Annotated in this window: 25 protein-coding genes and 1 pseudogene; 16 read left to right on the forward strand and 10 right to left on the reverse strand. The window is 43.0% G+C overall.

Annotated features, from left to right (window positions below):
- Positions 1 to 522 precede the first annotated feature (522 nt).
- Both V7L05_RS18275 and V7L05_RS18280 read left to right on the forward strand, forming a co-directional pair.
- Positions 523 to 786: a DUF7219 family protein gene (locus V7L05_RS18275; protein WP_335166100.1), complete on the forward strand. Its 264-nt coding sequence runs from the start codon at positions 523 to 525 to the stop codon at positions 784 to 786.
- The gene (locus tag V7L05_RS18280) at positions 783 to 911 is read left to right on the forward strand and encodes a hypothetical protein (RefSeq protein ID WP_335166065.1); all 129 of its coding nucleotides are present in this window, start codon (positions 783 to 785) and stop codon (positions 909 to 911) included. The genes V7L05_RS18275 and V7L05_RS18280 overlap by 4 nt, the downstream gene beginning before the upstream one ends.
- On the opposite strand, the gene V7L05_RS18285 is transcribed toward V7L05_RS18280, so the two are convergent.
- From V7L05_RS18285 to V7L05_RS18305, 5 genes are all read right to left on the reverse strand, one after another.
- Positions 904 to 3,501: a GAF domain-containing protein gene (locus tag V7L05_RS18285; protein ID WP_335166102.1), complete on the reverse strand. Its 2,598-nt coding sequence runs from the start codon at positions 3,499 to 3,501 to the stop codon at positions 904 to 906. The genes V7L05_RS18280 and V7L05_RS18285 overlap by 8 nt on opposite strands.
- A 14-nt stretch (positions 3,502 to 3,515) precedes the next feature.
- A complete protein-coding gene (locus V7L05_RS18290) occupies positions 3,516 to 3,644 on the reverse strand; it encodes a histidine kinase (protein ID WP_335166067.1) in 129 nt (42 codons plus the stop codon).
- 25 nt (positions 3,645 to 3,669) lie between these two features.
- Positions 3,670 to 4,821 carry a glycosyltransferase family 4 protein gene (locus tag V7L05_RS18295; protein WP_335166069.1) on the reverse strand — a complete coding sequence of 384 codons (1,152 nt, stop codon included), beginning with the start codon at positions 4,819 to 4,821 and terminating at the stop codon, positions 3,670 to 3,672.
- Positions 4,822 to 5,055: 234 nt separating this feature from the next.
- The gene (locus V7L05_RS18300) at positions 5,056 to 6,210 is read right to left on the reverse strand and encodes an NAD-dependent epimerase/dehydratase family protein (protein ID WP_335166071.1); all 1,155 of its coding nucleotides are present in this window, start codon (positions 6,208 to 6,210) and stop codon (positions 5,056 to 5,058) included.
- On the reverse strand, positions 6,185 to 6,376 hold the full coding sequence (locus V7L05_RS18305; RefSeq protein WP_335166073.1) for a hypothetical protein: 192 nt from the start codon (positions 6,374 to 6,376) through the stop codon (positions 6,185 to 6,187). Before V7L05_RS18305 ends, V7L05_RS18300 begins: the two co-directional genes overlap by 26 nt.
- Here V7L05_RS18305 and V7L05_RS18310 point away from each other — a divergent pair.
- Positions 6,361 to 6,507 carry a hypothetical protein gene (locus tag V7L05_RS18310; protein WP_335166075.1) on the forward strand — a complete coding sequence of 49 codons (147 nt, stop codon included), beginning with the start codon at positions 6,361 to 6,363 and terminating at the stop codon, positions 6,505 to 6,507. The genes V7L05_RS18305 and V7L05_RS18310 overlap by 16 nt on opposite strands.
- Here the strand turns inward: V7L05_RS18310 and V7L05_RS18315 are convergent.
- The gene (locus tag V7L05_RS18315) at positions 6,471 to 7,001 is read right to left on the reverse strand and encodes a hypothetical protein (RefSeq protein WP_335166077.1); all 531 of its coding nucleotides are present in this window, start codon (positions 6,999 to 7,001) and stop codon (positions 6,471 to 6,473) included. The genes V7L05_RS18310 and V7L05_RS18315 overlap by 37 nt on opposite strands.
- Positions 7,002 to 7,212: 211 nt before the next feature.
- Here V7L05_RS18315 and V7L05_RS18320 point away from each other — a divergent pair, with 211 nt between their 5' ends.
- From V7L05_RS18320 to V7L05_RS18340, 5 genes are all read left to right on the forward strand, one after another.
- Complete coding sequence (locus tag V7L05_RS18320) at positions 7,213 to 7,419, forward strand: hypothetical protein (protein WP_335166079.1); 207 nt, start codon at positions 7,213 to 7,215, stop codon at positions 7,417 to 7,419.
- Positions 7,373 to 8,005 (forward strand): FHA domain-containing protein, encoded by a 633-nt coding sequence (locus tag V7L05_RS18325; protein WP_335166081.1) that lies wholly within the window; start codon positions 7,373 to 7,375, stop codon positions 8,003 to 8,005. The genes V7L05_RS18320 and V7L05_RS18325 overlap by 47 nt, the downstream gene beginning before the upstream one ends.
- 237 nt (positions 8,006 to 8,242) lie before the next feature.
- Positions 8,243 to 8,593, forward strand: coding sequence for a hypothetical protein (locus V7L05_RS18330; RefSeq protein ID WP_335166083.1), 351 nt, complete (start codon positions 8,243 to 8,245; stop codon positions 8,591 to 8,593).
- Positions 8,594 to 8,680: 87 nt separating this feature from the next.
- The gene (gene ycf46, locus V7L05_RS18335) at positions 8,681 to 10,192 is read left to right on the forward strand and encodes a stress-responsive protein Ycf46 (RefSeq protein ID WP_334833681.1); all 1,512 of its coding nucleotides are present in this window, start codon (positions 8,681 to 8,683) and stop codon (positions 10,190 to 10,192) included.
- 141 nt (positions 10,193 to 10,333) lie between these two features.
- Positions 10,334 to 10,684 carry a DUF1257 domain-containing protein gene (locus V7L05_RS18340; RefSeq protein WP_012407317.1) on the forward strand — a complete coding sequence of 117 codons (351 nt, stop codon included), beginning with the start codon at positions 10,334 to 10,336 and terminating at the stop codon, positions 10,682 to 10,684.
- 341 nt (positions 10,685 to 11,025) lie between these two features.
- On the opposite strand, the gene V7L05_RS18345 is transcribed toward V7L05_RS18340, so the two are convergent.
- The gene (locus V7L05_RS18345; RefSeq protein ID WP_335166085.1) at positions 11,026 to 11,562 is read right to left on the reverse strand and encodes an RICIN domain-containing protein; all 537 of its coding nucleotides are present in this window, start codon (positions 11,560 to 11,562) and stop codon (positions 11,026 to 11,028) included.
- Between the two features lie 540 nt (positions 11,563 to 12,102).
- Here V7L05_RS18345 and V7L05_RS18350 point away from each other — a divergent pair.
- From V7L05_RS18350 to V7L05_RS18360, 3 genes are all read left to right on the forward strand, one after another.
- On the forward strand, positions 12,103 to 12,240 hold the full coding sequence (locus tag V7L05_RS18350) for a hypothetical protein (RefSeq protein WP_335166087.1): 138 nt from the start codon (positions 12,103 to 12,105) through the stop codon (positions 12,238 to 12,240).
- A gap of 248 nt (positions 12,241 to 12,488) precedes the next feature.
- Positions 12,489 to 13,766, forward strand: a complete 1,278-nt coding sequence (locus V7L05_RS18355; protein WP_335166089.1) for a DNA methyltransferase — start codon at positions 12,489 to 12,491, stop codon at positions 13,764 to 13,766.
- A 3-nt stretch (positions 13,767 to 13,769) separates the two neighbouring features.
- On the forward strand, positions 13,770 to 14,648 hold the full coding sequence (locus tag V7L05_RS18360) for a hypothetical protein (RefSeq protein ID WP_335166091.1): 879 nt from the start codon (positions 13,770 to 13,772) through the stop codon (positions 14,646 to 14,648).
- Here V7L05_RS18360 and V7L05_RS34765 read toward each other — a convergent pair.
- Positions 14,593 to 14,847 carry a Uma2 family endonuclease gene (locus V7L05_RS34765; RefSeq protein WP_442937871.1) on the reverse strand — a complete coding sequence of 85 codons (255 nt, stop codon included), beginning with the start codon at positions 14,845 to 14,847 and terminating at the stop codon, positions 14,593 to 14,595. The genes V7L05_RS18360 and V7L05_RS34765 overlap by 56 nt on opposite strands.
- Here V7L05_RS34765 and V7L05_RS34770 point away from each other — a divergent pair.
- Positions 14,802 to 14,963 (forward strand): hypothetical protein, encoded by a 162-nt coding sequence (locus V7L05_RS34770; RefSeq protein WP_442937872.1) that lies wholly within the window; start codon positions 14,802 to 14,804, stop codon positions 14,961 to 14,963. The genes V7L05_RS34765 and V7L05_RS34770 overlap by 46 nt on opposite strands.
- A gap of 46 nt (positions 14,964 to 15,009) precedes the next feature.
- Here the strand turns inward: V7L05_RS34770 and V7L05_RS34775 are convergent, their stop codons facing one another.
- The gene (locus tag V7L05_RS34775; protein ID WP_442937016.1) at positions 15,010 to 15,249 is read right to left on the reverse strand and encodes a hypothetical protein; all 240 of its coding nucleotides are present in this window, start codon (positions 15,247 to 15,249) and stop codon (positions 15,010 to 15,012) included.
- 139 nt (positions 15,250 to 15,388) lie between these two features.
- On the opposite strand from V7L05_RS34775, the gene V7L05_RS18370 reads away from it, so the two are divergent.
- The 4 genes from V7L05_RS18370 (at position 15,389) to V7L05_RS18385 (ending at position 18,417) form a co-directional block, all read left to right on the forward strand.
- Positions 15,389 to 16,135: an SDR family oxidoreductase gene (locus V7L05_RS18370; RefSeq protein ID WP_335166093.1), complete on the forward strand. Its 747-nt coding sequence runs from the start codon at positions 15,389 to 15,391 to the stop codon at positions 16,133 to 16,135.
- 6 nt (positions 16,136 to 16,141) lie between these two features.
- Complete coding sequence (locus V7L05_RS18375) at positions 16,142 to 17,086, forward strand: SMP-30/gluconolactonase/LRE family protein (protein ID WP_335166095.1); 945 nt, start codon at positions 16,142 to 16,144, stop codon at positions 17,084 to 17,086.
- Positions 17,087 to 17,298: 212 nt separating this feature from the next.
- Positions 17,299 to 17,859 (forward strand): antibiotic biosynthesis monooxygenase, encoded by a 561-nt coding sequence (locus V7L05_RS18380; RefSeq protein ID WP_335166104.1) that lies wholly within the window; start codon positions 17,299 to 17,301, stop codon positions 17,857 to 17,859.
- 66 nt (positions 17,860 to 17,925) lie between these two features.
- The gene (locus V7L05_RS18385; RefSeq protein ID WP_335166097.1) at positions 17,926 to 18,417 is read left to right on the forward strand and encodes a hypothetical protein; all 492 of its coding nucleotides are present in this window, start codon (positions 17,926 to 17,928) and stop codon (positions 18,415 to 18,417) included.
- A gap of 202 nt (positions 18,418 to 18,619) precedes the next feature.
- On the opposite strand, the pseudogene V7L05_RS18390 reads toward V7L05_RS18385, so the two are convergent.
- Positions 18,620 to 18,793: pseudogene (locus V7L05_RS18390) on the reverse strand (element excision factor XisI family protein); the annotation flags it as partial.
- Positions 18,794 to 18,891: the final 98 nt, after the last annotated feature.

Consider the following 18,891-nt stretch of genomic DNA (forward strand, 5'->3'; position numbering starts at 1 on the left):
GGCTGGGGAGGATGAGGTCTTAACTCGGAACTCGGACTGTTTTGCCCCAGTCGCCAAAGACTCAGAACTAAATGTCTAACTTTGAACAGAGGACAATTGGCTTTGGTACATGGTATTTTTGCCTAAATAGTTTACTTATAGATTTGCAATTATTTTTGCTCGGAAAATTCTAATAGGGCATACGCCTATACTTTGTATAGTTTGTAACTCAGGGTTTCCATCGAAGTTAATTACAATCCGAACTTCATAAACTAACATGAGATAAATTGACAACTGGGAGGAAAATCAAATATTCTCTCTAGTTACTTTTGCAGTAAATTTTTTGTAACATTTACAACAAAAATATTTCAAGCTTGATCTTCTAGTCTCAAAATCTGAATTAACCAATTCCTGCACCATCGGTTGGAAAAGGAATTGAATGATTTGATTTCCCTCAGTCTGACAAAAGTAAAGATTAGGGTAGCTAGTGATTCAGCTTTAGAGATTCAAACAGAAGGGGAGTTGAATAAATTGGAGAACAAAATGGTGAACAAGGATGATTTTCTCTACCCTCGTGGTCGCTACTACGGTCAGGTAAAGCCAGAGAACTTGGTTTTTAATGCGAATCTACAGGAATTTGCCCAACGCGTAAGCTACATTTGCAGCTTAGAAACAGGTGGAAAACTGCCTCCGGGTGCAGCTTACGACCAAATAAAGGATCTATGGAAACAGTTGAAACGCTCAAAAAAAGAGCTAAGAATTGGCGAAGATCCGTTTCAGGATGATCAGGGGGAGGCTCAAGGTTGAAGGAGAGAGGCGGGGATGAGGGAGATGAGGAGAATAACCAATGCCCAATACTTCGGCTTCGCTCAGTACAAGTGCCCAATGCCCAATGCCCAATGCCCAATGACCAATGCCCAATGACTATTTAGTAAGCATTGTCCAGACACCATCCCAGCACTCTGGTGGCGGCGTTTGCTGATAATTATGAGCGCGTTCTAGGTGGATATCAACAGCTTGGTCTTGGGGTTGGATGTATTTGGCGGCTTGAAAACAGGCGATCGCTTGTGAGAAGTTGCGCGATAAATAAGCCGAGCGTCCAGTATGATAGTGAAACAAAAACTCTTGAGTGTTGGCATCTAGGGGAGTAGTGCGATCGCTAATTAATTCGTAGATATTCACCGCTTGGTGTTTCCCTTTGACGCGAATTTTATCTAACTGGCGCACCCAAATGCGATCGCTGCATAGCTGGTAAGTAAATTCACTCAAAAGTATATCACAACCATAATCCTTAGTTGCCGCTTCCAAGCGCGAACTCAAATTTACGCCATCTCCAATTACGGTGTAATCCATCCGTTTGCGGGAACCAATATTACCCGAAACTACATCCCCAGAACTAATCCCAATGCCAATACGAATTTGTGGCTGCGCCTGGATAATTCGCCGTTGGTTAAATTCCTCTAGGCGGCGTCTCATATCTAACGCTGACTGCACAGCCCTCCAAGCATGATTTTCTGTAAGTGGTAGCGGCGCACCAAATACCGCCATTAAAGCATCACCAATAAATTTATCAAGAGTGCCTTCGTAGTTAAAAACCGCCTCCACCATCGTTTCAAAATACTGATTGAGCAGCAATACCACCTCAGCTGCACCAAGATTTTCCGTAAGTGTTGTGTAACCCCGGATATCAGAAAACAAAATGGTTACTTCCTTGCGCTCACCTACCATTAAAGCATCTTCCCCCAGAGCCATAACTTGTTCGGCTACATGAGGCGTTAGGTAGCGGGACATGGTAGTTTTCATCCGTTTTTCCTGACTGATGTCTTCTAACACGACTAAACCACCGCGTACACCACCTTCTGGGTTAGTTAGGGGATTAACAGTAAGATTTATACTGCGTTCTAATTGTTGCACCTGATTGGAAGTGAGAAACTCAGATTGGGGAGTCAGGGGTAGATTCCAGGGAATGAAAATATCGGGATTAGTGCGATCGCGCACTGCTAAAATTGAATGCTGATTCGTAAGTCCTGAGTATTGAGTCTCACTTTTAACTCCTAACTCCTCACTCATAACTTGGTATAGTCCCACCATCAAACTTTGCTCTGGCACATAATGTTTAGCTCCAGTTTTTAAACTATCTTCTAGCCGCATTTGGAGATTTTCAATTGGCACAACTTCCCAAACTAGGCGACCAATCAAATTTTGTTCCCACAAAAGCTTGTTGTTCTTAGTATTAGCCTCTCCTATAGGAGAACCCAATAACTCCAGTGCCGCATCATTAATCGTGACAATCCGTCCTACCATATCTGTAGAAATCACAGCATCTGACAGACTTTGCAAAATGTCTTTTTGATACTGTTTTTCTAACAGCACATTTTCAAACAGGCGAGCATTTTCTAAAGCAATTCCTGCCTGAATATTAAAAGCCCGCATAAACTCTTCATCAGAAGCAGTAAAACTATTTTGTTGCTTATTAATTAATTGTGTTACGCCAATTAATTCATTTGCAGAATTAAATACTGGCAAACACAGAATATTGCGAGTTACATACCCAGTTTTTCTATCTGTAGTCGGGTCAAAGCGGGGATCTTTATAGGCATCGGAAATATTTAAGGCTTCACCAGTAGAGGCCACATAGCCAGCAATGCCACGGTTAACGGGAATGCGGATTTCTATCAAGTTTGTGCCATCTGCCGCCGCTGCAACTTTTGTCCAGAGTTCGCTCATCTCTTTACGATATAAAAACAGTGTGCTGCGGTCTGCTTGCATTAAAATTCGAGCTTGCTCCATAACTATCTGCAAAGTTGCTTCTAAATCCAAACTTTGCCCCAGTGTCTGAGTTGCCCGCAACAAAGCCGTTGCGCCTCGTTGATTGCGAGCTGCTACATAAAAAGATTGGCAGCTTTCCAGAATAATCCCAATAGAAGCGGCGAAGTCTCGAAAACGTTCTTCATCATCAGAATTAAACGGAACATTCCCGGTTTTATTAGCAAGTTGAACTACCGCTACAGTCTGGTTTTTGCTACTGATAACCGGCATACATAAAAGATTATGAATTTTGTAGCCCATTTGCTTTTCAAGTTCTGGGCTAAATAGGGGATGAGTATAAGTTTCAGATATATTTAGATATTCACCTGTACTGGCAACATGACCGGGGATACCCACTGTGATGGGAGTACGAATTTCTAAGAATTTTTGGGTATTATCTTGGGGAACTTTTGACCACAGTTGACCTTTGTCATAGTCAACTAAAAAAATAGCTGTGTGTTCTGCTTGGAGGATTTGACCAATTTTGAGTGTGATAGCTTCTAGCACCTTCTCCAACATAGTTTCTAGAGCTTCATTATTAATCAGTTCAATGGCTCTAAGAAATTGTTGGAACTCAGCAGTTATGAAGTCGAGTAAACAAACAAATTCATTAACAGATAAGTCTTTAACACGATGCAGTAGAGTGTGAGTACGATTAACTTGAGTAAGTTCAGTTAATGTAGCCAAGACGCTACCAGGGTTGGGGAGTGTCATGGGAATTTTAGATTTTAGATTTTTGGCATTGGGCATTGGGCATTGGGCATGGGGCATGGGGCATGGGGCATGGGGCATTGGGCATTGGTTATTAATTCTTCTCCCTCATCCCCCTCATCCCCCTCATCCCCCTCATCCTCCACTCCCCACTCCCCACTCCCTACTCCCCTATTTTGCTAACTGTTCAGAAAATATCACCTTTTGATAGTAATCTTGTAGCTGCCTAGTAGCAGCCGCCCAACCCCACCTTTCTGCTTCCTGGCGAGCATTTTGACGGATGATGTCTCGTTGTTGTTTTTGTTCTAAGAGGCGAATAGTAGCAGCGATGGCTCCGCCCGCCGCAGGTATCGCTGCTTGAACATCTGCTGTTGGCTCAAAAAGATATCCATTTACGCCATCTGTGACAATATCGGGAATTCCCCCCGAACGGGCTGCTACTACTGGACAGCCAGCAGCCATCGCTTCTAGTAGTACCAAGCCTAGTGTTTCTGTACGGGAAGGAAAAATAAAGGCATCAGCACTCGCAAAGGCAGAACCTAACTCTTTCCCCATGAGATACCCAACAAAATAAGTGTTTGTGCCAGCAAAGTGTTTTTGCAATGCTTGACGGTGGGGACCATCCCCAACCAATGCCAACCGCGCTGCCGGAATTGCCTCTAAAATTGGTTTGATGCGCTCAATTTCTTTTTCAGCCGAAAGCCGCCCAACGTAAAGTAGCAATGGACTTTCTGGATGATTTTGCGATAAGCGCGATCGCATCTCTACACTAGCTAAATCGGGGTGAAATAATTCCGTATCCACCCCGCGTTGCCACAAATCTACACGTTCAATACCGTGTGCTGTCAGTTCCTCCACCATCGCTGTTGAGGTACACAGGTTCAAAGCTGCTTGATTATGAGCGCCTTTCAGCAATTCCCAAAGAAAACCTTCCAGCATCCCTAAGCCGTAATGCTGGAGATATTGGGGTAAATGGGTATGGTAAGAGGCCACTAAGGGTATTTTGAGAATTTTGCTATAAAATATCCCAGCTAAACCCAAAACTGCTGGATTCACGACATGAATAACATCTGGCTTAAACTCTTCTAAAAGATAACCAATGGCTGGGCGGGGAAGTGCCATTTTCAATTCTGGATACAATGGCAGAGGAAAGCCCGTAACGCCGTAAACTTTAGCGCCTTTGTGTTCAGTAATGCCTCCATCAGGGGCAATTACCAGCACTTGATTACCACTGCGTTGTAGATGGTCAACAGTATGGCGCAGGCGCGTTACAATGCCGTCAACCTTGGGCAAAAAGGTTTCGGTGAATAGAGCAATTCTCATATAAAACTATTCAGTACAGGCAGATAATCTCAGCTTCAGAGTGCATTTTGCTATTAAACACAGAGTAAACTGTCGCGCGTGCTGTAATCAATTCTGCACAGTCAGAATAACTGTGGTAAACGGCAAATTTAATAATAGCTAGACGATACGCCTGATAAATAATAACTGATTGGTCGTCATATTGTGCTAAAATATAACGACCATTTTTAGACCCACGATTTACTGGGGTTTACCCTAATTTCTGTGCCAAGAGACTTTAGGCAGGATTTGTTTGTGATCAACTCGTTTCTGATACTTGATGGCAAAGTTTAACAGAGAATCGAGTAGAGAATCAGAGAGCAAGTGTGGCTGTAACCCTAAATCGAGCAATTTAGTGTTTTTAGCGTTGAAATAATGTTCTTCTTTCTCGACTCTGGGATTATCTAGGTGATTGATTTCTACGTTCAATCCCATAGCGTTACCAGCTTTTTTGACCATTAATGCCAATTCGCCGACGCTGAATTGTTCGGTAAATTGGTTAAATACGCGGAATTCACCAGCCTCGGCAGGGTTAGCGATCGCTAATTCTACACATCGGACTGTATCCCGAATATCCAAAAATCCGCGAGTTTGCCCACCTTTACCATAGACGGTTAGAGGGTGTGCGATCACTGCTTGAATACAAAAGCGGTTTAGTGCTGTACCAAACACACCATCATAATCCAGCCGATTGATCAATAGTTCGTCCATCCCCGTTTCTTCGGTTAAGACGCCGTAAACTACACCCTGATTTAAATCCGTTGCCCGCAATCCCCAAATCCGGCAAGCAAAGTGGATGTTATGACTATCATGGACTTTGCTTAAATGGTACATTGAACCAGGCTGCTTGGGATAAGGTAGGGTATCCTTGCGTCCATTGTGTTCAATGGTGATATACCCTTCCTCGATATCGATGTTGGGTGTACCGTATTCACCCATCGTTCCCAGCTTCACCAAATGACAGTCGGGGAAATCTTCCCGCATGGCATACAGTAAGTTCAACGTACCAACTACATTATTGACCTGGGTGAGAACTGCATGCTCGCGGTCAATCATGGAAAATGGAGCCGAACGCTGTTCACCAAAATGCACTAGGGCGTTTGGCTGAAATTGATGTAATGTTTTCTGGAGAAACTCGTAATTAGTAATATCGCCGATGAACAAGTCGATAGATTTACCCGTCAAATCTTGCCAGCGCTGGAGGCGTTGCTGAATTAGTGCGATCGGAGTGAGAGTTTCAACACCAAGTTCATTATCCCAGTGCCGCCGCACCAAACTATCTAAAATTCCAACTTCATAACCTCGATTGGAAAGGTAAAGAGCAGTTGCCCAACCGCAATATCCATCACCACCAATAACCAGGACTTTCATCTTCACCAGTTTTTACTTGCTGATAGCTAAATCTATCAGGTTTCTGTCCCCTCTCAATCATCATTCTGGTGGAGATGTGGATTTTGGGGGAGTGGGGAGTGGGGGAGATGAGGGAGATGGGGGAGATGGGGGAGATGAGGAGAATAACCAATGCCCAATGCCCCATGCCCAATGCCCAATGCCCAATGCCCAATGCCCAATGCCCAATGCCCAATGCCCAATGCCCAATGCCCAATGCCCAATGCCCAATGCCCAATATTTCAAGACTTGGAAATCCGATACTGTTGGGCAATGTAATAAAACAAACGATAGTAATCTGGAAATTTTTGGCTTTTGCTTTGTCCCCGCCAACAGTATTTCACTTGACCCTGAGTTAATGTTAGTGTCATCGAACCTACTCGTTGATCAACTTCTACAACCATTACCCCAGATACTCCTTGGGCGGTTTGAAAGTTGGGTTTTATCTTTTTCACAGACTCTTGGTTTGTAACAATCGAATTTGCTAGCTGCTGACTTGCCCACCCCCGAATTTCCACTGAGTTATCCTGTCGTGAAATAAACGCGATTCCATCATCATTTGCTGGGGCTGCTAAAGAAGTCCAGTTACTCGGATATGGAAATTCAAAGCCATAACGGGAGTTGCTATAAGTTTTCCAGGCGATCGCTCCGGCGTTAAAATCAGATCCAGTACAACCCCACAGAATTATAAACAGGGCAATGGCTCCGCTAAGGCTGGCGGCAAACCGATAAATTCTTCGCCCCAAACTACAGATTTTATTAGCAGTAGCCATTTACATTACACATTTTGCCAAAGTCACTGATTTTATAGAAATACCAGAAACTCAGATCAATACCTTCCCCAATTTACGATTTATTCCCGAATCGGGAAACTGCATCAAAAGAGCGCTCATTAAAAATTCAATATTCTTTTCAGCATATTTACCATTCTCTTTTGAGTTCCCAGTAGAGGAAGCCGAGAATAAGTGCTTTATTACACAACTTATGTACAGTCCATCTCAGACAGCCGAGCTAACTTTGGAGCTTTTTCACTTCCAAACCAACACATCTTTACAATTTCCACCGAATCTTTCTGTAATTTGCATCGGTAAGCCAAACGACCAAAAACCACCAGATATTGATGTTTCTGGCTTACCAGATTCGGATGTGGCATCTCGCATCCACGCGCTTTCTTTGGGTAAATGGGGATGAATACCATATCACCGATTTGGGCAGTTCTAATGGCACATATATTAACGGTGTAAAACTTCAACCTCAAGTTTTTTCTCCCCTGCAACCGGGAGACAGAGTTTCCCTTGGGCAGGGAGACAAAATAAGTTTCATATTTAGGGTGCAGCAGCACTCTGCATCTGCCACAAAAAATCCTACACCAAACTCCGCGCCAACAAAAATTACAGCACCTGCGATCGCTAAAGAAGAGGAAGATCAAGTAGTCCTTGCCAGTAAGCTTATTGGCTTAGGACTAATCCTAGCAGGGATTACATTTTTAAGTACAAGCATTTATATCAGTGTTTATTTACGTAGCACACCTGGAATTTTGCTCTGTATGGGAGGTGTAGTAGCTCTGAATTGGGGTGGGGGCAATAATCGGAAACTGGGATGGGTGTTGATTGGCATCGGAATTGCTCTGTTTATTGCCAGTGGTGTTGTAATCGGCTCAGTTTCCCTTTTTTCTATGCTAGTGTCATTCGCTGGCATCTCCTGTGGATATCAGTTGTTTACAACCGGAAAGGTGTTCAACTTTAATCCGCTTACGCTCCAAATAATGAAAAAATAAGCCAAGTCAGGCAATTATTGCTTCATCGTTAATTCGCGATCGCTAATTCCCATTCAGGTTTCAGGTTTTGAGTTGACAGGTTTGTAGTCAGCGATTTATCGCTCAATTAAACTGCTTTTTAGCCCCACTGTAAACAAATGTAACGAAATTGCCGTTAAAACGTTTTAACGTCTTGACAAGCAAGAAAAGAACCGATAACTTGATATACATACCCGGGTAAGACCGTTAAAGAGTTATATGCAAACGCAAACTAAGCAAAAGGTCACTTTGTATTTATCGCCAGAGTTGCACAGAAAACTGAAGATTCGTTCAGCAGTCGATTCTGAACCAATGTCAGAGCTTGCCGAACGTGCCCTCGTGTTTTACCTGTCTAATGCAGAATTGGTTGACGAGGTAGAAGATTCTTCTTACGGGCGGACTCATAGAGTTTATTCATGTCCAACTTGTGATAGCTCACTAGTCTTACGTGATAGGGAACTGGTTGCTCTGGGCAATCAACCAGGAGTAGTTGGTCAAAAGCATCTTTCCATTGATATGGATGGAGATGAAACCAATCCCAAGGGTGAGGAAGAGTTAGTTCCTTGCTAAATAAGATAAGGAATTATTGATGATTCGGTTGTCTTTACCAGAAGCAATGTCTCTACTGTCTTTATAAGGTCTCAAGTAGGTCGAAGTATGAAAGAAGAGCTCAATATCCTAATTCAAGCTCAATACCCTTTAATCTACCTTGTTACCTCCGAGGAAGAGCGGGCTGAGCAAGCAATTTCCACGATCGCCCAGTTGTTAAAGCCCCAGCGCCGAGTATTTATTTGGACAGTAACACACGGGATTGTGGAGTATGGTCAACCCCGGAATGTCACCCAACATAATACCGTGTCTCCAGAGGCGGCGATTGAGTGGATAATTCGGCAGAAAGAACCTAGTATATTTATTCTTAAAGATTTACATCCATTTATAGATGCGCCTGCAACTAATAGATCGTTGCGTGATGCGATCGCCAGCTTTAAAGGTACGCAAAAGAATATCATTTTGATGTCGCCGATGCAGCAAGTACCTATAGAGCTGGAAAAAGAAGTTGTCGTTCTCGATTTTACATTGCCAGATATGGCTGAGTTGAATAAGGTATTAACCCTCCATATAGAGCAAAATCGTGGTCGGCGGGTGACAACAGAAGCCAGAGAAAAGCTTCTCAGAGCCGCTTTGGGTCTAACTAAAGATGAAGCTGAGAAAGTCTATCGGAAGGCACAGGTAACTACAGGGCGTTTGACGGAAGATGAAGTAGATATCGTTTTATCTGAGAAAAAGCAACTAATTCGGCGCAATGGGATCTTAGAATACATTGAAGAAGATGAAACCATTGATGCTGTAGGTGGCTTAGAAGAGTTAAAAAGATGGCTCAAGCAACGCTCTAACGCTTTTACAGAAAGAGCGAGAGAGTATGGTTTGCCTCAACCAAAGGGGATGTTAATTCTCGGAGTTCCCGGTTGTGGTAAATCGTTAATTGCCAAAACTACTTCCCGGCTGTGGGGTTTACCACTGTTGCGGTTAGATATGGGGCGAGTCTACGACGGCTCAATGGTGGGACGAAGTGAGGCAAATCTGCGAAACGCCCTGAAAACAGCAGAATCTATTTCCCCAGCGATTTTGTTTATCGATGAATTGGATAAATCCTTTGCTGGTAGTGGAGGTTCGTCTGATTCTGATGGGGGGACTTCCAGTAGAATCTTCGGTTCTTTCCTCACATGGATGCAAGATAAGAAATCACCAGTGTTTGTGATGGCAACTGCCAACCGAGTAGAACGCTTACCTGGGGAGTTCTTGAGGAAAGGACGCTTTGATGAAATATTCTTTGTCGATCTGCCAACACCGGAAGAACGGCAGCAGATTTTCAATATTCATCTGACCAAGCGCCGTGAAGACATCTCTCGATTTGATCTTGAGCAATTAGCCAAGATGTCTGACGGCTTTTCTGGGGCAGAAGTTGAGCAAGCGATCGTTGCGGCAATGTATGAAGCTTTTGCCCAAGATCGGGAGTTCACCCAACTAGATATTATTGCTGCACTGAAGGCAACATTGCCGCTGTCTCGAACGATGCAAGAACAAGTAACGGCTCTGAGAGATTGGGCCAGACAGCGCGCACGCCCCGCAGCATCCTCCGTAGCTGAATATCAGCGAATGGAGTTTTAAAAGCTTTCCTCTGCCATCCCAGGGGGAAAGGCTAGCTCCCAATGCTAGCAGTTATAAGAAAAGCCGCATCCTGATAAGCGCGGCTTCGCCGAAAACAAACCGTTGTCGTTTTTCTCAATCTTCTCATTGGAGGAAACCCAAATGTCTCACTTTAGCACCCTGCGTACCAAGATCACCGATGCCGAAATCCTCAAGGCTTCCTTGCGCGACTTAGGTATCAGCGTAAAGACTGAAGCTGATGTCCGTGGTTATAACGGTCAGCGTGTCCGTTCTGACATCGTTGCTATGTTGGATGGCGAATATGACCTCGGCTGGTCTCGCAACAGCGATGGTTCTTTTGACCTAATCGCTGACTTGTGGGGAGTTGCTAAGAAGCACAACCAAACCGAGTTGATCAACTCCATCAACCAAAAGTATGCAGTTAACAAAACTTTGGCTGAAGTAAAACAACGCGGTCTGCAAAACGCCAATGTGAAGTTGGTATTGCAATAGCAATTTCTCTGCGCGTTCCCAAAGCTGCACGGGTTAACTATATAAATAGCGGTTAACCCGCTTTTTTATCGGGACTGAGATGTATTTCTCAGTCCCGATTTTTAGCTAGAACTTTTAATTTGACTATTATTTTTGGTTATTATTACCCCTCTTTTGTTACTCTCGGAAAACAATAATTGAAGCTTGATTCTGAAACTTCGATTTGATAAAGCTTTAAGCCTTTATTTTCTAATAGTAATTAAGTTTGTAGCCAAAATCTGAAGATTAAAGCTGCCAAAGGCTTTCAGCGATTGGGTTCTCCCAAAGTCACAAAAGAGGGATAAGGTGAAGCGAGATCAGAGCTATAGCTTCAGCGTCCAGAGGCGCGATGGATCGCTGTCGCAGTCAAATTGAAGGGCTGTTACGTTGTTTTCGGTACTTCTTCCCCCAGCAATAGTGAGACACTTGTTGGTTTGCACATTCCTGATTTGATAAACACCGGCGCCGGTCACATCGGTTATCGTCCAACGGCGCGACGGATCGCTGTCGCAGTCGAATTGAAGGGCTGTTACGTTGTTTTCGGTACTTCTTCCCCCGGCAATAGTGAGACACTTGTTAGTTTGCACATTCCTAATCTGATAGACACCCGTACCGGTCACGTCGATTATCCTCCAACGGCGCGACGGGTCGCTGTCGCAGTTGAATTGAAGGGCTGTCACATTGTTTTCGGTACTTCTTCCCCCAGCGATAGTAAGGCACTTGTTGGTTTGCACATTAATCAGCATCAGATCGTTGGCGAGGGTCGCAGCAAGTGAGACAGAGAAAGGAACGGCAGCTAGCAGCCCTGCCGCAAATAAGCCGGCCAGGCCAAATCGTCGGGATCGCAACAAAATATCCATTATGATGTCTCTCCTTTTGGTGGCGTGTCTCGAATACAGTAACACTCGTTCTAGTGGCATTCCTTATCTTTATCACGGCACGAACCTGCATTTTCGAAATTTAGCTAAAAAACTTTACAACCATATAATAAATTGCAGTTTCAAACTACTTTCGTCGTATTGGGAGCAATGCGATTTTGTTAGACGACCCAAAAAAAGTGCGATGCCTTCGGGGGGCGTAGCCATCGCTAAAAATCAAATCTAAGTAGTAACTGATTTTATTTAGAGAAAATATATTGTTTGACACAAAAATTCATCTTGATGAGATATCTCAAAAAGATTACTAGCAAGTCATTTGACGATTATTCCGGGGTATTAGTAGGATCGGAACAGAAAACCGAGTTAAGTCGTATTACATAAATATTACCAAAGTGTTTAGGCGCTGAAACCCTTGATTTCTGGTTAAGAGATTACTTGGCGATTTCAAAAATGAGCTACTACAACCATCAATAGAATCCTTATCCAATAAGACTTTTAAGCTTAACCCGGTTTTCTGTTCCAATGATACTTGTACCCCTTACTGAAGGCGATCGCTCAGAGTTACAAACCCTGATGCAGGTCTATCAAGAAGGACTTTTAAGAAAAGCCACTGTTTTGAGCGAAGCTGTCAAACGTGGATTGATTGAACCCTTAAGCTAGTGAGCCAGATTCCTGAAGAAGTCCGGGCGCAGATATGGATACAGGCGAATCAAACCGCAGTATTGGACGGAAGCGAATTGGTAAAATAAAAAGAAGCAGTACGACGGGGAACTAGGTAAATTAAAAAAGGCTGTTTTGCAGCATTACCTAATGCTAAAACTTCGCGTAAGTTTTCGCTGATTTTTTCTGAATCTAGTCAATACTAATTTAAAATGAGTAAGCCCTATTAACTTCAGCTTTTAAATTTGATGCCTGAACTTCGCAATGATTTTCAATCAAGAGCTATTACAGAAAGAACAGGCACATTTACTGACAATATGAAATTACCTATTCATAGATGGTTTAGGTATTCTGCTGGATTTTCAGCAACTTGGGTTGAAGGAGTAATCGCAGAACTGGAACCTAAAATTGTTCTCGATCCATTTGCAGGTTCTGGCACTGTTTGTATTGCTGCTGATAAACTTGGTGTGAATTCCTACGGCATTGAAGCGCACCCTTTTGTTTATCGGCTTGCACAAGGGAAGCTCTCATGGAATATACATACCTATGAGTTTTTGTCAGCGATCGCTGAGATTAAAAATCTTGCTGCTAATCTTCAGCCAAAGTTTCCAGACAAAATGCCAGTGTTATTAAGCAAATGCTACACCGAGGATGTATTAATATATCTCTTCAAAATCAGGCAAGCCTATTTAGAACTAGCTCCAACCCTATCTGAAGAGTTACAGTCTCTCACTTTTCTAGCAATCTCTGCTACTTTACGATTGTCAAGCTATGTAGGCACGGCGCAGTGGCAATATATTCTTCCAAACAAACGAAAAGCCAAGATTTCTAAACCACTTGATGCACTAGATACCCAAGTCGCTTTGATGTTAGAAGATATGCGTTATATGCAGTGTCTTAGAACAGCAAGCCAAGCTACCCTTCTTAAAGAAGATGCAAGGATTTTAGAAGGTATTCCCGATAAGTCAATAGATTTAGTAATAACCTCTCCACCGTATGCAAACAACTATGACTATGCTGATGCAACGCGTCTCGAAATGACCTTTTGGGGCGAGGTTAACTCTTGGGGGGATTTACATGATACAGTTCGCAAGTTTCTGATTCGTTCAAGTTCGCAACATGTGTCAAAGGATCGATTGAAATTGGATACTTTGATCGCTGATCCTATCCTTGAGCCAATTCGAGATGAGCTAATTCCTGTTTGTAAAGAGCTAGAAAAAGTCCGAGAGACTAAAGCTGGCAACAAGGCTTATCACACAATGATAGCCGCATACTTTATTGATATGGGGTCTGTATTCCATGCCCTTCGTCGAGTTACAACATCTGATTGTAAGATTTGCTTTGTAATAGGAGATTCGGCTCCTTATGGGGTGTATGTTCCAGTTGAGCAGTGGTTTGGAAAATTAGCAAATGAGGCAGGCTTTTGCTTATGGTCTTTTGAGAAAATTAGAGAGCGTAATGTCAAGTGGAAAAACAGAAAACATAATATTCCTTTACATGAAGGAAGGCTTTGGCTAGAAAGTTAGATTATGGCACAGTCACCATCACACAAGTTTGGTCAGCAACTAGGCAAACTTCTTGAAGATATTGTACTTTATGATATTCTTAAACCTCGACTACAGCAATTTGCCCAAGTCAAAAACTACTATCTTGACTGGCAGCGATCGCGTGCAGCTAGAAGTGGTAAAAAGGTTACTTGGGAAGATAAATATGGAAATAAGCATGATCTAGATTTTGTGATTGAAGTCGATGGCACGGATAATAAGCTTGGCAGACCTGTTGCATTTATTGAATCTGCGTGGCGTAGATATACAAAGCACTCAAAGAATAAAGCTCAGGAAATCCAAGGGGCGATATTACCTATTATTGAGCTTCATCATCTATCTGCACCCTTTTATGGGGTAGTATTAGCTGGAGATTTCACAAAGCCAGCGCTAGAACAACTCAAAAATAATGGCTTTGCAGTTATTTATATTCCCTATAAGGGTGTAGTGTCAGCATTTGAAGTAATTTATTTTGATGTTGCTTTTGATGAAGATACTCCTGATGAAAGCTATACTACAGCCTTTAGACAACTTGATAGTCTTACTAGTTCAGATAAAGAAAAACTGCGACAGGCTTTAATGCGAGTTTCTCAAGAAGAAGTAGATCGGTTTATGGAAACGCTTAGAAATTGTCTTGAGCGTTACATTAGTAATATAGTTGTAATTCCGCTTTTCGGAAAGAGATACGAATTTGATAGTATTGATGATGCAATTAGTGGGCTGGATACACTTAAGATTGACAGTCCAGTTGGGAAATTTGAAAAATTTGAAGTTATCGTTGATTATAATAATAGCGATACGATTCGAGCTACTTTTCAAAACAAGAATTTGTTGACAGAGTTTTTAAGAAAATTGGAGCATTGAGCGAAGCTGTCAAACGTGGGTTGATTGAACCATAAATAAAAACTTGGCGTTGTTTTTTATCAATTAACCAACCAAGTTGTGTCCCATTATCAATATACTCTTGCATCTTATGTTGTAAAACTTGTAAGCGATGCCTACGGTGGTCACTGAGCCTTGTCGAAGTGCGGTAAACTACGCTCTCAGAACGCAATTCAATCACAAACTCAGGACAAATCGGCGCAAATTTTTTTCGCAGTTCTGGTGGTATGGCTTTCTAGCGATCGCGTTTTATCCACGCTGCATCAGGCGATCGCACCGCACCATTTAGCAAAGTAAACCCACCACTGGAACCAAACCCTACACCTGTACCATCTTGCTTTGTCTAAATACCCAACTGACCAATAATTTCAAAGTTACGTTGGCTAGTTTCTGCATCTTTCGGAGAGATAATCACTAATTCTCCAGCAGGATTACGTTCGATGCGAAAATCGCGGTTTAGCTGACAAAACTCGTAAAACTGGTCTTCGGTTAGTGCCGCAGCTACGCCCGTCGTAGACATCGCAGGTTGCAGCTGCAAGACCATTGGTACAATTTCTGTAATGACTGGTAAGTTGGTGGTCATAATTACTTTTTGGAGACTTCACCTGTCTTCACGATATCTCTTAGTGGAAATTTTAAGTGAGGAGTCGTCAGGCAATTAATTTGCTTAATTTATCGCACCTCAGTACAGTAAAATCAAAAGCAGTTTCCAGGTCATAAAAATGACGACTGAAAAAAGAATTGCTGTGGTAACAGGCAGTAATCGAGGGCTAGGATATGCAATTTCCCGTCAATTATCCCAAATTGGCAACCGCGTAATTCTGACGAGTCGTAATCAAACAGATGGTCTTGCTGCTAAACAGCAGCTTACCAATGAAGGGTTTGATGTTGACTATCACACGCTGGATGTCACCAATGATGGAAGTGTGCAGCAGTTTACTGAGTGGCTGCATGAAACTTACGGCAAAGTAGATATTCTGGTCAATAATGCCGGCGTAAATCCCACAACGAAGCCGGAGGAGTCCAGCTTACTAACTGTGCAACTGGAAACGATGCGATCGACCTTTGAAACCAATGTTCTTGCAGTACTCAGAATTTCTCAAGCATTAATTCCGTTGATGAAGCTGCAAAACTACGGTCGCATTGTCAACATCTCAACAGAAATGGCATCTCTGGTGTCAATTCCCACTGACTACTACCCTTTAGCGCCCTCCTATCGACTCTCGAAGGTCGGAGTAAATGGACTAACCGTGATTCTCGCCAAGGAACTCCAAGATACTAATATTCTCGTGAATGCCTATTCTCCTGGTTGGATGAAGACTGATATGGGGGGAGATAATGCCCCGTTCACGGCAGAAGAAGGAGCGCAAACTGCTGTCTATTTGGCAACACTTCCCGATGAAGGAGCGCAAGGACAGTTTTTTGCAGAGATGCGAAAGTTTGGTGGCCCCATTCAATTACAGTGGTAGGTTAATATGGGAAATTCCGCAGGTTTACCGCCTATTTACGCAGATACACAGATTGAATTAGCACCTGCTAAAATTATAGCCTCGTTTCCGGTCAATACTTTTTTGGAAAATCTAGCAATTTCACCAGATGGCATAATCTTTGTAACTAATCACGAAGTTGGCGAGATTGTTCGCATTACTCCGGATGGCAATCAGCAGATTCATGCCACTGTTGAGGGCAAAGTAAGTGGTCTTGCTTTCACTAACAACGGGGGTTTGGTGGCAACAGGCTGGAATGCTGATTCTATACCAGTGGTTTCTCTAGTTACCAGTGATGGCACGGTGGAAACTTTGCTAACTCTGCCAGATGCAATATTTCTAAATGGCATCACTCCGCTTTCTGGCACTCAGTATTTAACAGCAGATTCTTATCGGGGTGCAATTTGGCTGATTGATATCGCTCAACGTCGTGGATCTATTTGGCTAGAACATCCAATGCTTGCTCGTAGCAATTCGGAAAATGTGACTCCGGCGGCAAATGGTTTGAAGCGTTTTGGTGATTTCCTCTACGTTTCAAATACGGAAAAAATGTTGCTGTTGCGGATTCCCATTGATACCGGAGATAAACCAGGCGAACCGGAAATCTTTGTTGAGCAGACTAATATTGATGACTTTGCCTTTGATGTGGAAGGCAACCTTTACGGAGCAACGCACATATACAACAGTGTGGTGCGAATTGCAAGCGATCGCACTACAACGATCATTGCTCAAGCCGAATCAGGTGTAATTGGTAGCACAGCCGTGGCTTTTGGTCAAGGTGAGAGCGATGTCTACGACGGGCGTAGCTGCGGCACTGCGATTTATGTTGTTACCAATGGTGGAATGTTTTTACCTCCTCCTACAGGTGTCGTTCCTGCTAATGTTGTGCGGCTTGAGGTTGGAAAAGCTGGATATCCCTTAAATAATTCGTAATTCGTAATTAAGTGTTATTGAACCGGGGAATTTAAACCCACGTACTCGGTTAACTTGAGAATGACCGAATTTTAGATTTTAAATTTGGGATTTTAAATTTAAAATCCCAAATTTAAAAATGTTTCACAGCAAGTAAATTGATACTCGCTCTGCGATAAGCAAGCTACGCGAAAAAATCCAAAATCTAAAATTGATTGGTATAACTAATGCAGATGGAACAGGACGATAAATCTGTAACTGTAGTCATTACACAAGTTGTCAAACCAGGATGTGAAACCGCTTACGAAGCTTGGTTGAAAGAGATTACCAGGGTTTCCAGAACCTATGTAGGTCATTTAGGAACAAATGTAATTCGTCCTCAACTTGGGGTGCGAAATGAATATGTGATCATCTTCCGGTTTGACGATTATAAAAATTTAAAGGTGTGGATGACATCGCGCGATCGCGAATATTGGCTGAATCTAGGTAAACACTTGGTTGAATCTGACCCTAATGTTCAACAAATCTGTGGATTAGAAGCTTGGTTTTCTGTTCCCGGTCAACCACTGAAAACTCCACCACGCTATAAAATAGCATTGCTAACTTGCGCAGCTGTATATGTGTTGATTAATATTTTGAGTAGGTTTATAGTCCCTCTGCTTCGTGGTTTACCACCCTTGATTATTTCGTTGATCATTACCATTACAATGGTTTTGCTGTTGACTTATATTGTCATGCCTAGAGTTAGCCGTTTGTTTAGCTTCTGGTTATATCCTAAATCACGAAAAGTTTAGCGATTGAAATTACTCTAACTCAACTCTCTTAATCAGAAGCAATCCCAACCCTTGCGATTCTAACTGGTGCGCCAACTCTCACCGCATCAGATTTTGTGTTGTAAGCGTAGTTCGCCCAAAATACGGAGTTCCAACCCGGAAGCAGCAAACGTCAACCCGGAAGCAGCAAACGCCAACCCGGAAGCAGCAAACGTCAACCCGGAAGTAGCAAACGCCAACCCGGAAGCTGCTAACGCCAACCCGGAAGCAGCAAACGTCAACCCGGAAGCAGCAAATGTCAACCCGGAAGCAGCAAACGCCAACCCGAAAGCAGCAAACGCCAACCCGAAAGCAGCTAACGCCAACCCGAAAGCAGCTAACGTCAACCCGGAAGCAGCAAATGTCAACCCGGAAGCAGCAAATGTTAACCCATATCTTGCACCAGGCGGCTGGAAGTCGCGGCTACACAGGCGAAACCCACCTTTCCTGCGGAACGCCAAGGGCGAACGTGGGTTAAAAACCTTTGATTTTCTCTTAGTCCACGGAGGTGGACTTCGTTTGTATAGCCTCGATTTCTAATCGCCAGGGCTAGGTGCAAGATGTGAGTCTCCACCTAGCGCGGCGAAGCACTAGCAAAATATGAAACAAGCACATTTTGATCGTATTTCTAAAAGCCTTACTGTATAAGGGTTATAAAATGTGCAAGTTAAGAGTCAACCCTGAAGCTGCTAACTTCAACCCGATGTTATTTGGGACTATTTCCTTTCAAACCTCAGCAATCTTAACCAACAGCAAACTCGGTAAATTGTCGTTTAAAGGGGGAATGAAAAGCCAAAACGATGTCTTTTTTGGGTATACCTCGACTAATAAGTTCATTGGCGATACCTCCTTCAGTACCATCGTGTTGAATCCAAATTTTTTCGTTTTTAATATCTAGATGTAAAACACAGCCATATACACCAGTAAACCAAAAAGTTTTCCCAAAAGGGCGAACCACTAGGGATACAGGAGATATCACCAATAAATGAATACAGAGAAGCAAGTATTATAAAA

It is taken from the genome of Nostoc sp. (assembly GCF_036917755.1).
In the GTDB taxonomy this organism is placed as follows: domain Bacteria; phylum Cyanobacteriota; class Cyanobacteriia; order Cyanobacteriales; family Nostocaceae; genus Nostoc.

Excerpts from the sequence above, each read along its gene's own strand:
- V7L05_RS18275 (WP_335166100.1), top strand. The coding sequence starts at position 523 with ATGGTGAACAAGGATGATTTTCTCTACCCTCGTGGTCGCTACTACGGT.
- V7L05_RS18285 (WP_335166102.1), bottom strand. The coding sequence starts at position 3,501 with ATGACACTCCCCAACCCTGGTAGCGTCTTGGCTACATTAACTGAACTT.
- V7L05_RS18295 (WP_335166069.1), bottom strand. The coding sequence starts at position 4,821 with ATGAGAATTGCTCTATTCACCGAAACCTTTTTGCCCAAGGTTGACGGC.
- V7L05_RS18300 (WP_335166071.1), bottom strand. The coding sequence starts at position 6,210 with ATGAAAGTCCTGGTTATTGGTGGTGATGGATATTGCGGTTGGGCAACT.
- V7L05_RS18310 (WP_335166075.1), top strand. The coding sequence starts at position 6,361 with ATGCCCAATGCCCCATGCCCAATGCCCAATGCCCAATGCCCAATGCCC.
- V7L05_RS18305 (WP_335166073.1), bottom strand. The coding sequence starts at position 6,376 with ATGGGGCATTGGGCATTGGTTATTCTCCTCATCTCCCCCATCTCCCCC.
- V7L05_RS18315 (WP_335166077.1), bottom strand. The coding sequence starts at position 7,001 with ATGGCTACTGCTAATAAAATCTGTAGTTTGGGGCGAAGAATTTATCGG.
- V7L05_RS18320 (WP_335166079.1), top strand. The coding sequence starts at position 7,213 with ATGTACAGTCCATCTCAGACAGCCGAGCTAACTTTGGAGCTTTTTCAC.
- V7L05_RS18325 (WP_335166081.1), top strand. The coding sequence starts at position 7,373 with ATGTGGCATCTCGCATCCACGCGCTTTCTTTGGGTAAATGGGGATGAA.
- V7L05_RS18330 (WP_335166083.1), top strand. The coding sequence starts at position 8,243 with ATGCAAACGCAAACTAAGCAAAAGGTCACTTTGTATTTATCGCCAGAG.
- ycf46 (WP_334833681.1), top strand. The coding sequence starts at position 8,681 with ATGAAAGAAGAGCTCAATATCCTAATTCAAGCTCAATACCCTTTAATC.
- V7L05_RS18340 (WP_012407317.1), top strand. The coding sequence starts at position 10,334 with ATGTCTCACTTTAGCACCCTGCGTACCAAGATCACCGATGCCGAAATC.
- V7L05_RS18345 (WP_335166085.1), bottom strand. The coding sequence starts at position 11,562 with ATGGATATTTTGTTGCGATCCCGACGATTTGGCCTGGCCGGCTTATTT.
- V7L05_RS18350 (WP_335166087.1), top strand. The coding sequence starts at position 12,103 with ATGATACTTGTACCCCTTACTGAAGGCGATCGCTCAGAGTTACAAACC.
- V7L05_RS18355 (WP_335166089.1), top strand. The coding sequence starts at position 12,489 with ATGCCTGAACTTCGCAATGATTTTCAATCAAGAGCTATTACAGAAAGA.
- V7L05_RS18360 (WP_335166091.1), top strand. The coding sequence starts at position 13,770 with ATGGCACAGTCACCATCACACAAGTTTGGTCAGCAACTAGGCAAACTT.
- V7L05_RS34775 (WP_442937016.1), bottom strand. The coding sequence starts at position 15,249 with ATGACCACCAACTTACCAGTCATTACAGAAATTGTACCAATGGTCTTG.
- V7L05_RS18370 (WP_335166093.1), top strand. The coding sequence starts at position 15,389 with ATGACGACTGAAAAAAGAATTGCTGTGGTAACAGGCAGTAATCGAGGG.
- V7L05_RS18375 (WP_335166095.1), top strand. The coding sequence starts at position 16,142 with ATGGGAAATTCCGCAGGTTTACCGCCTATTTACGCAGATACACAGATT.
- V7L05_RS18380 (WP_335166104.1), top strand. The coding sequence starts at position 17,299 with ATGGAACAGGACGATAAATCTGTAACTGTAGTCATTACACAAGTTGTC.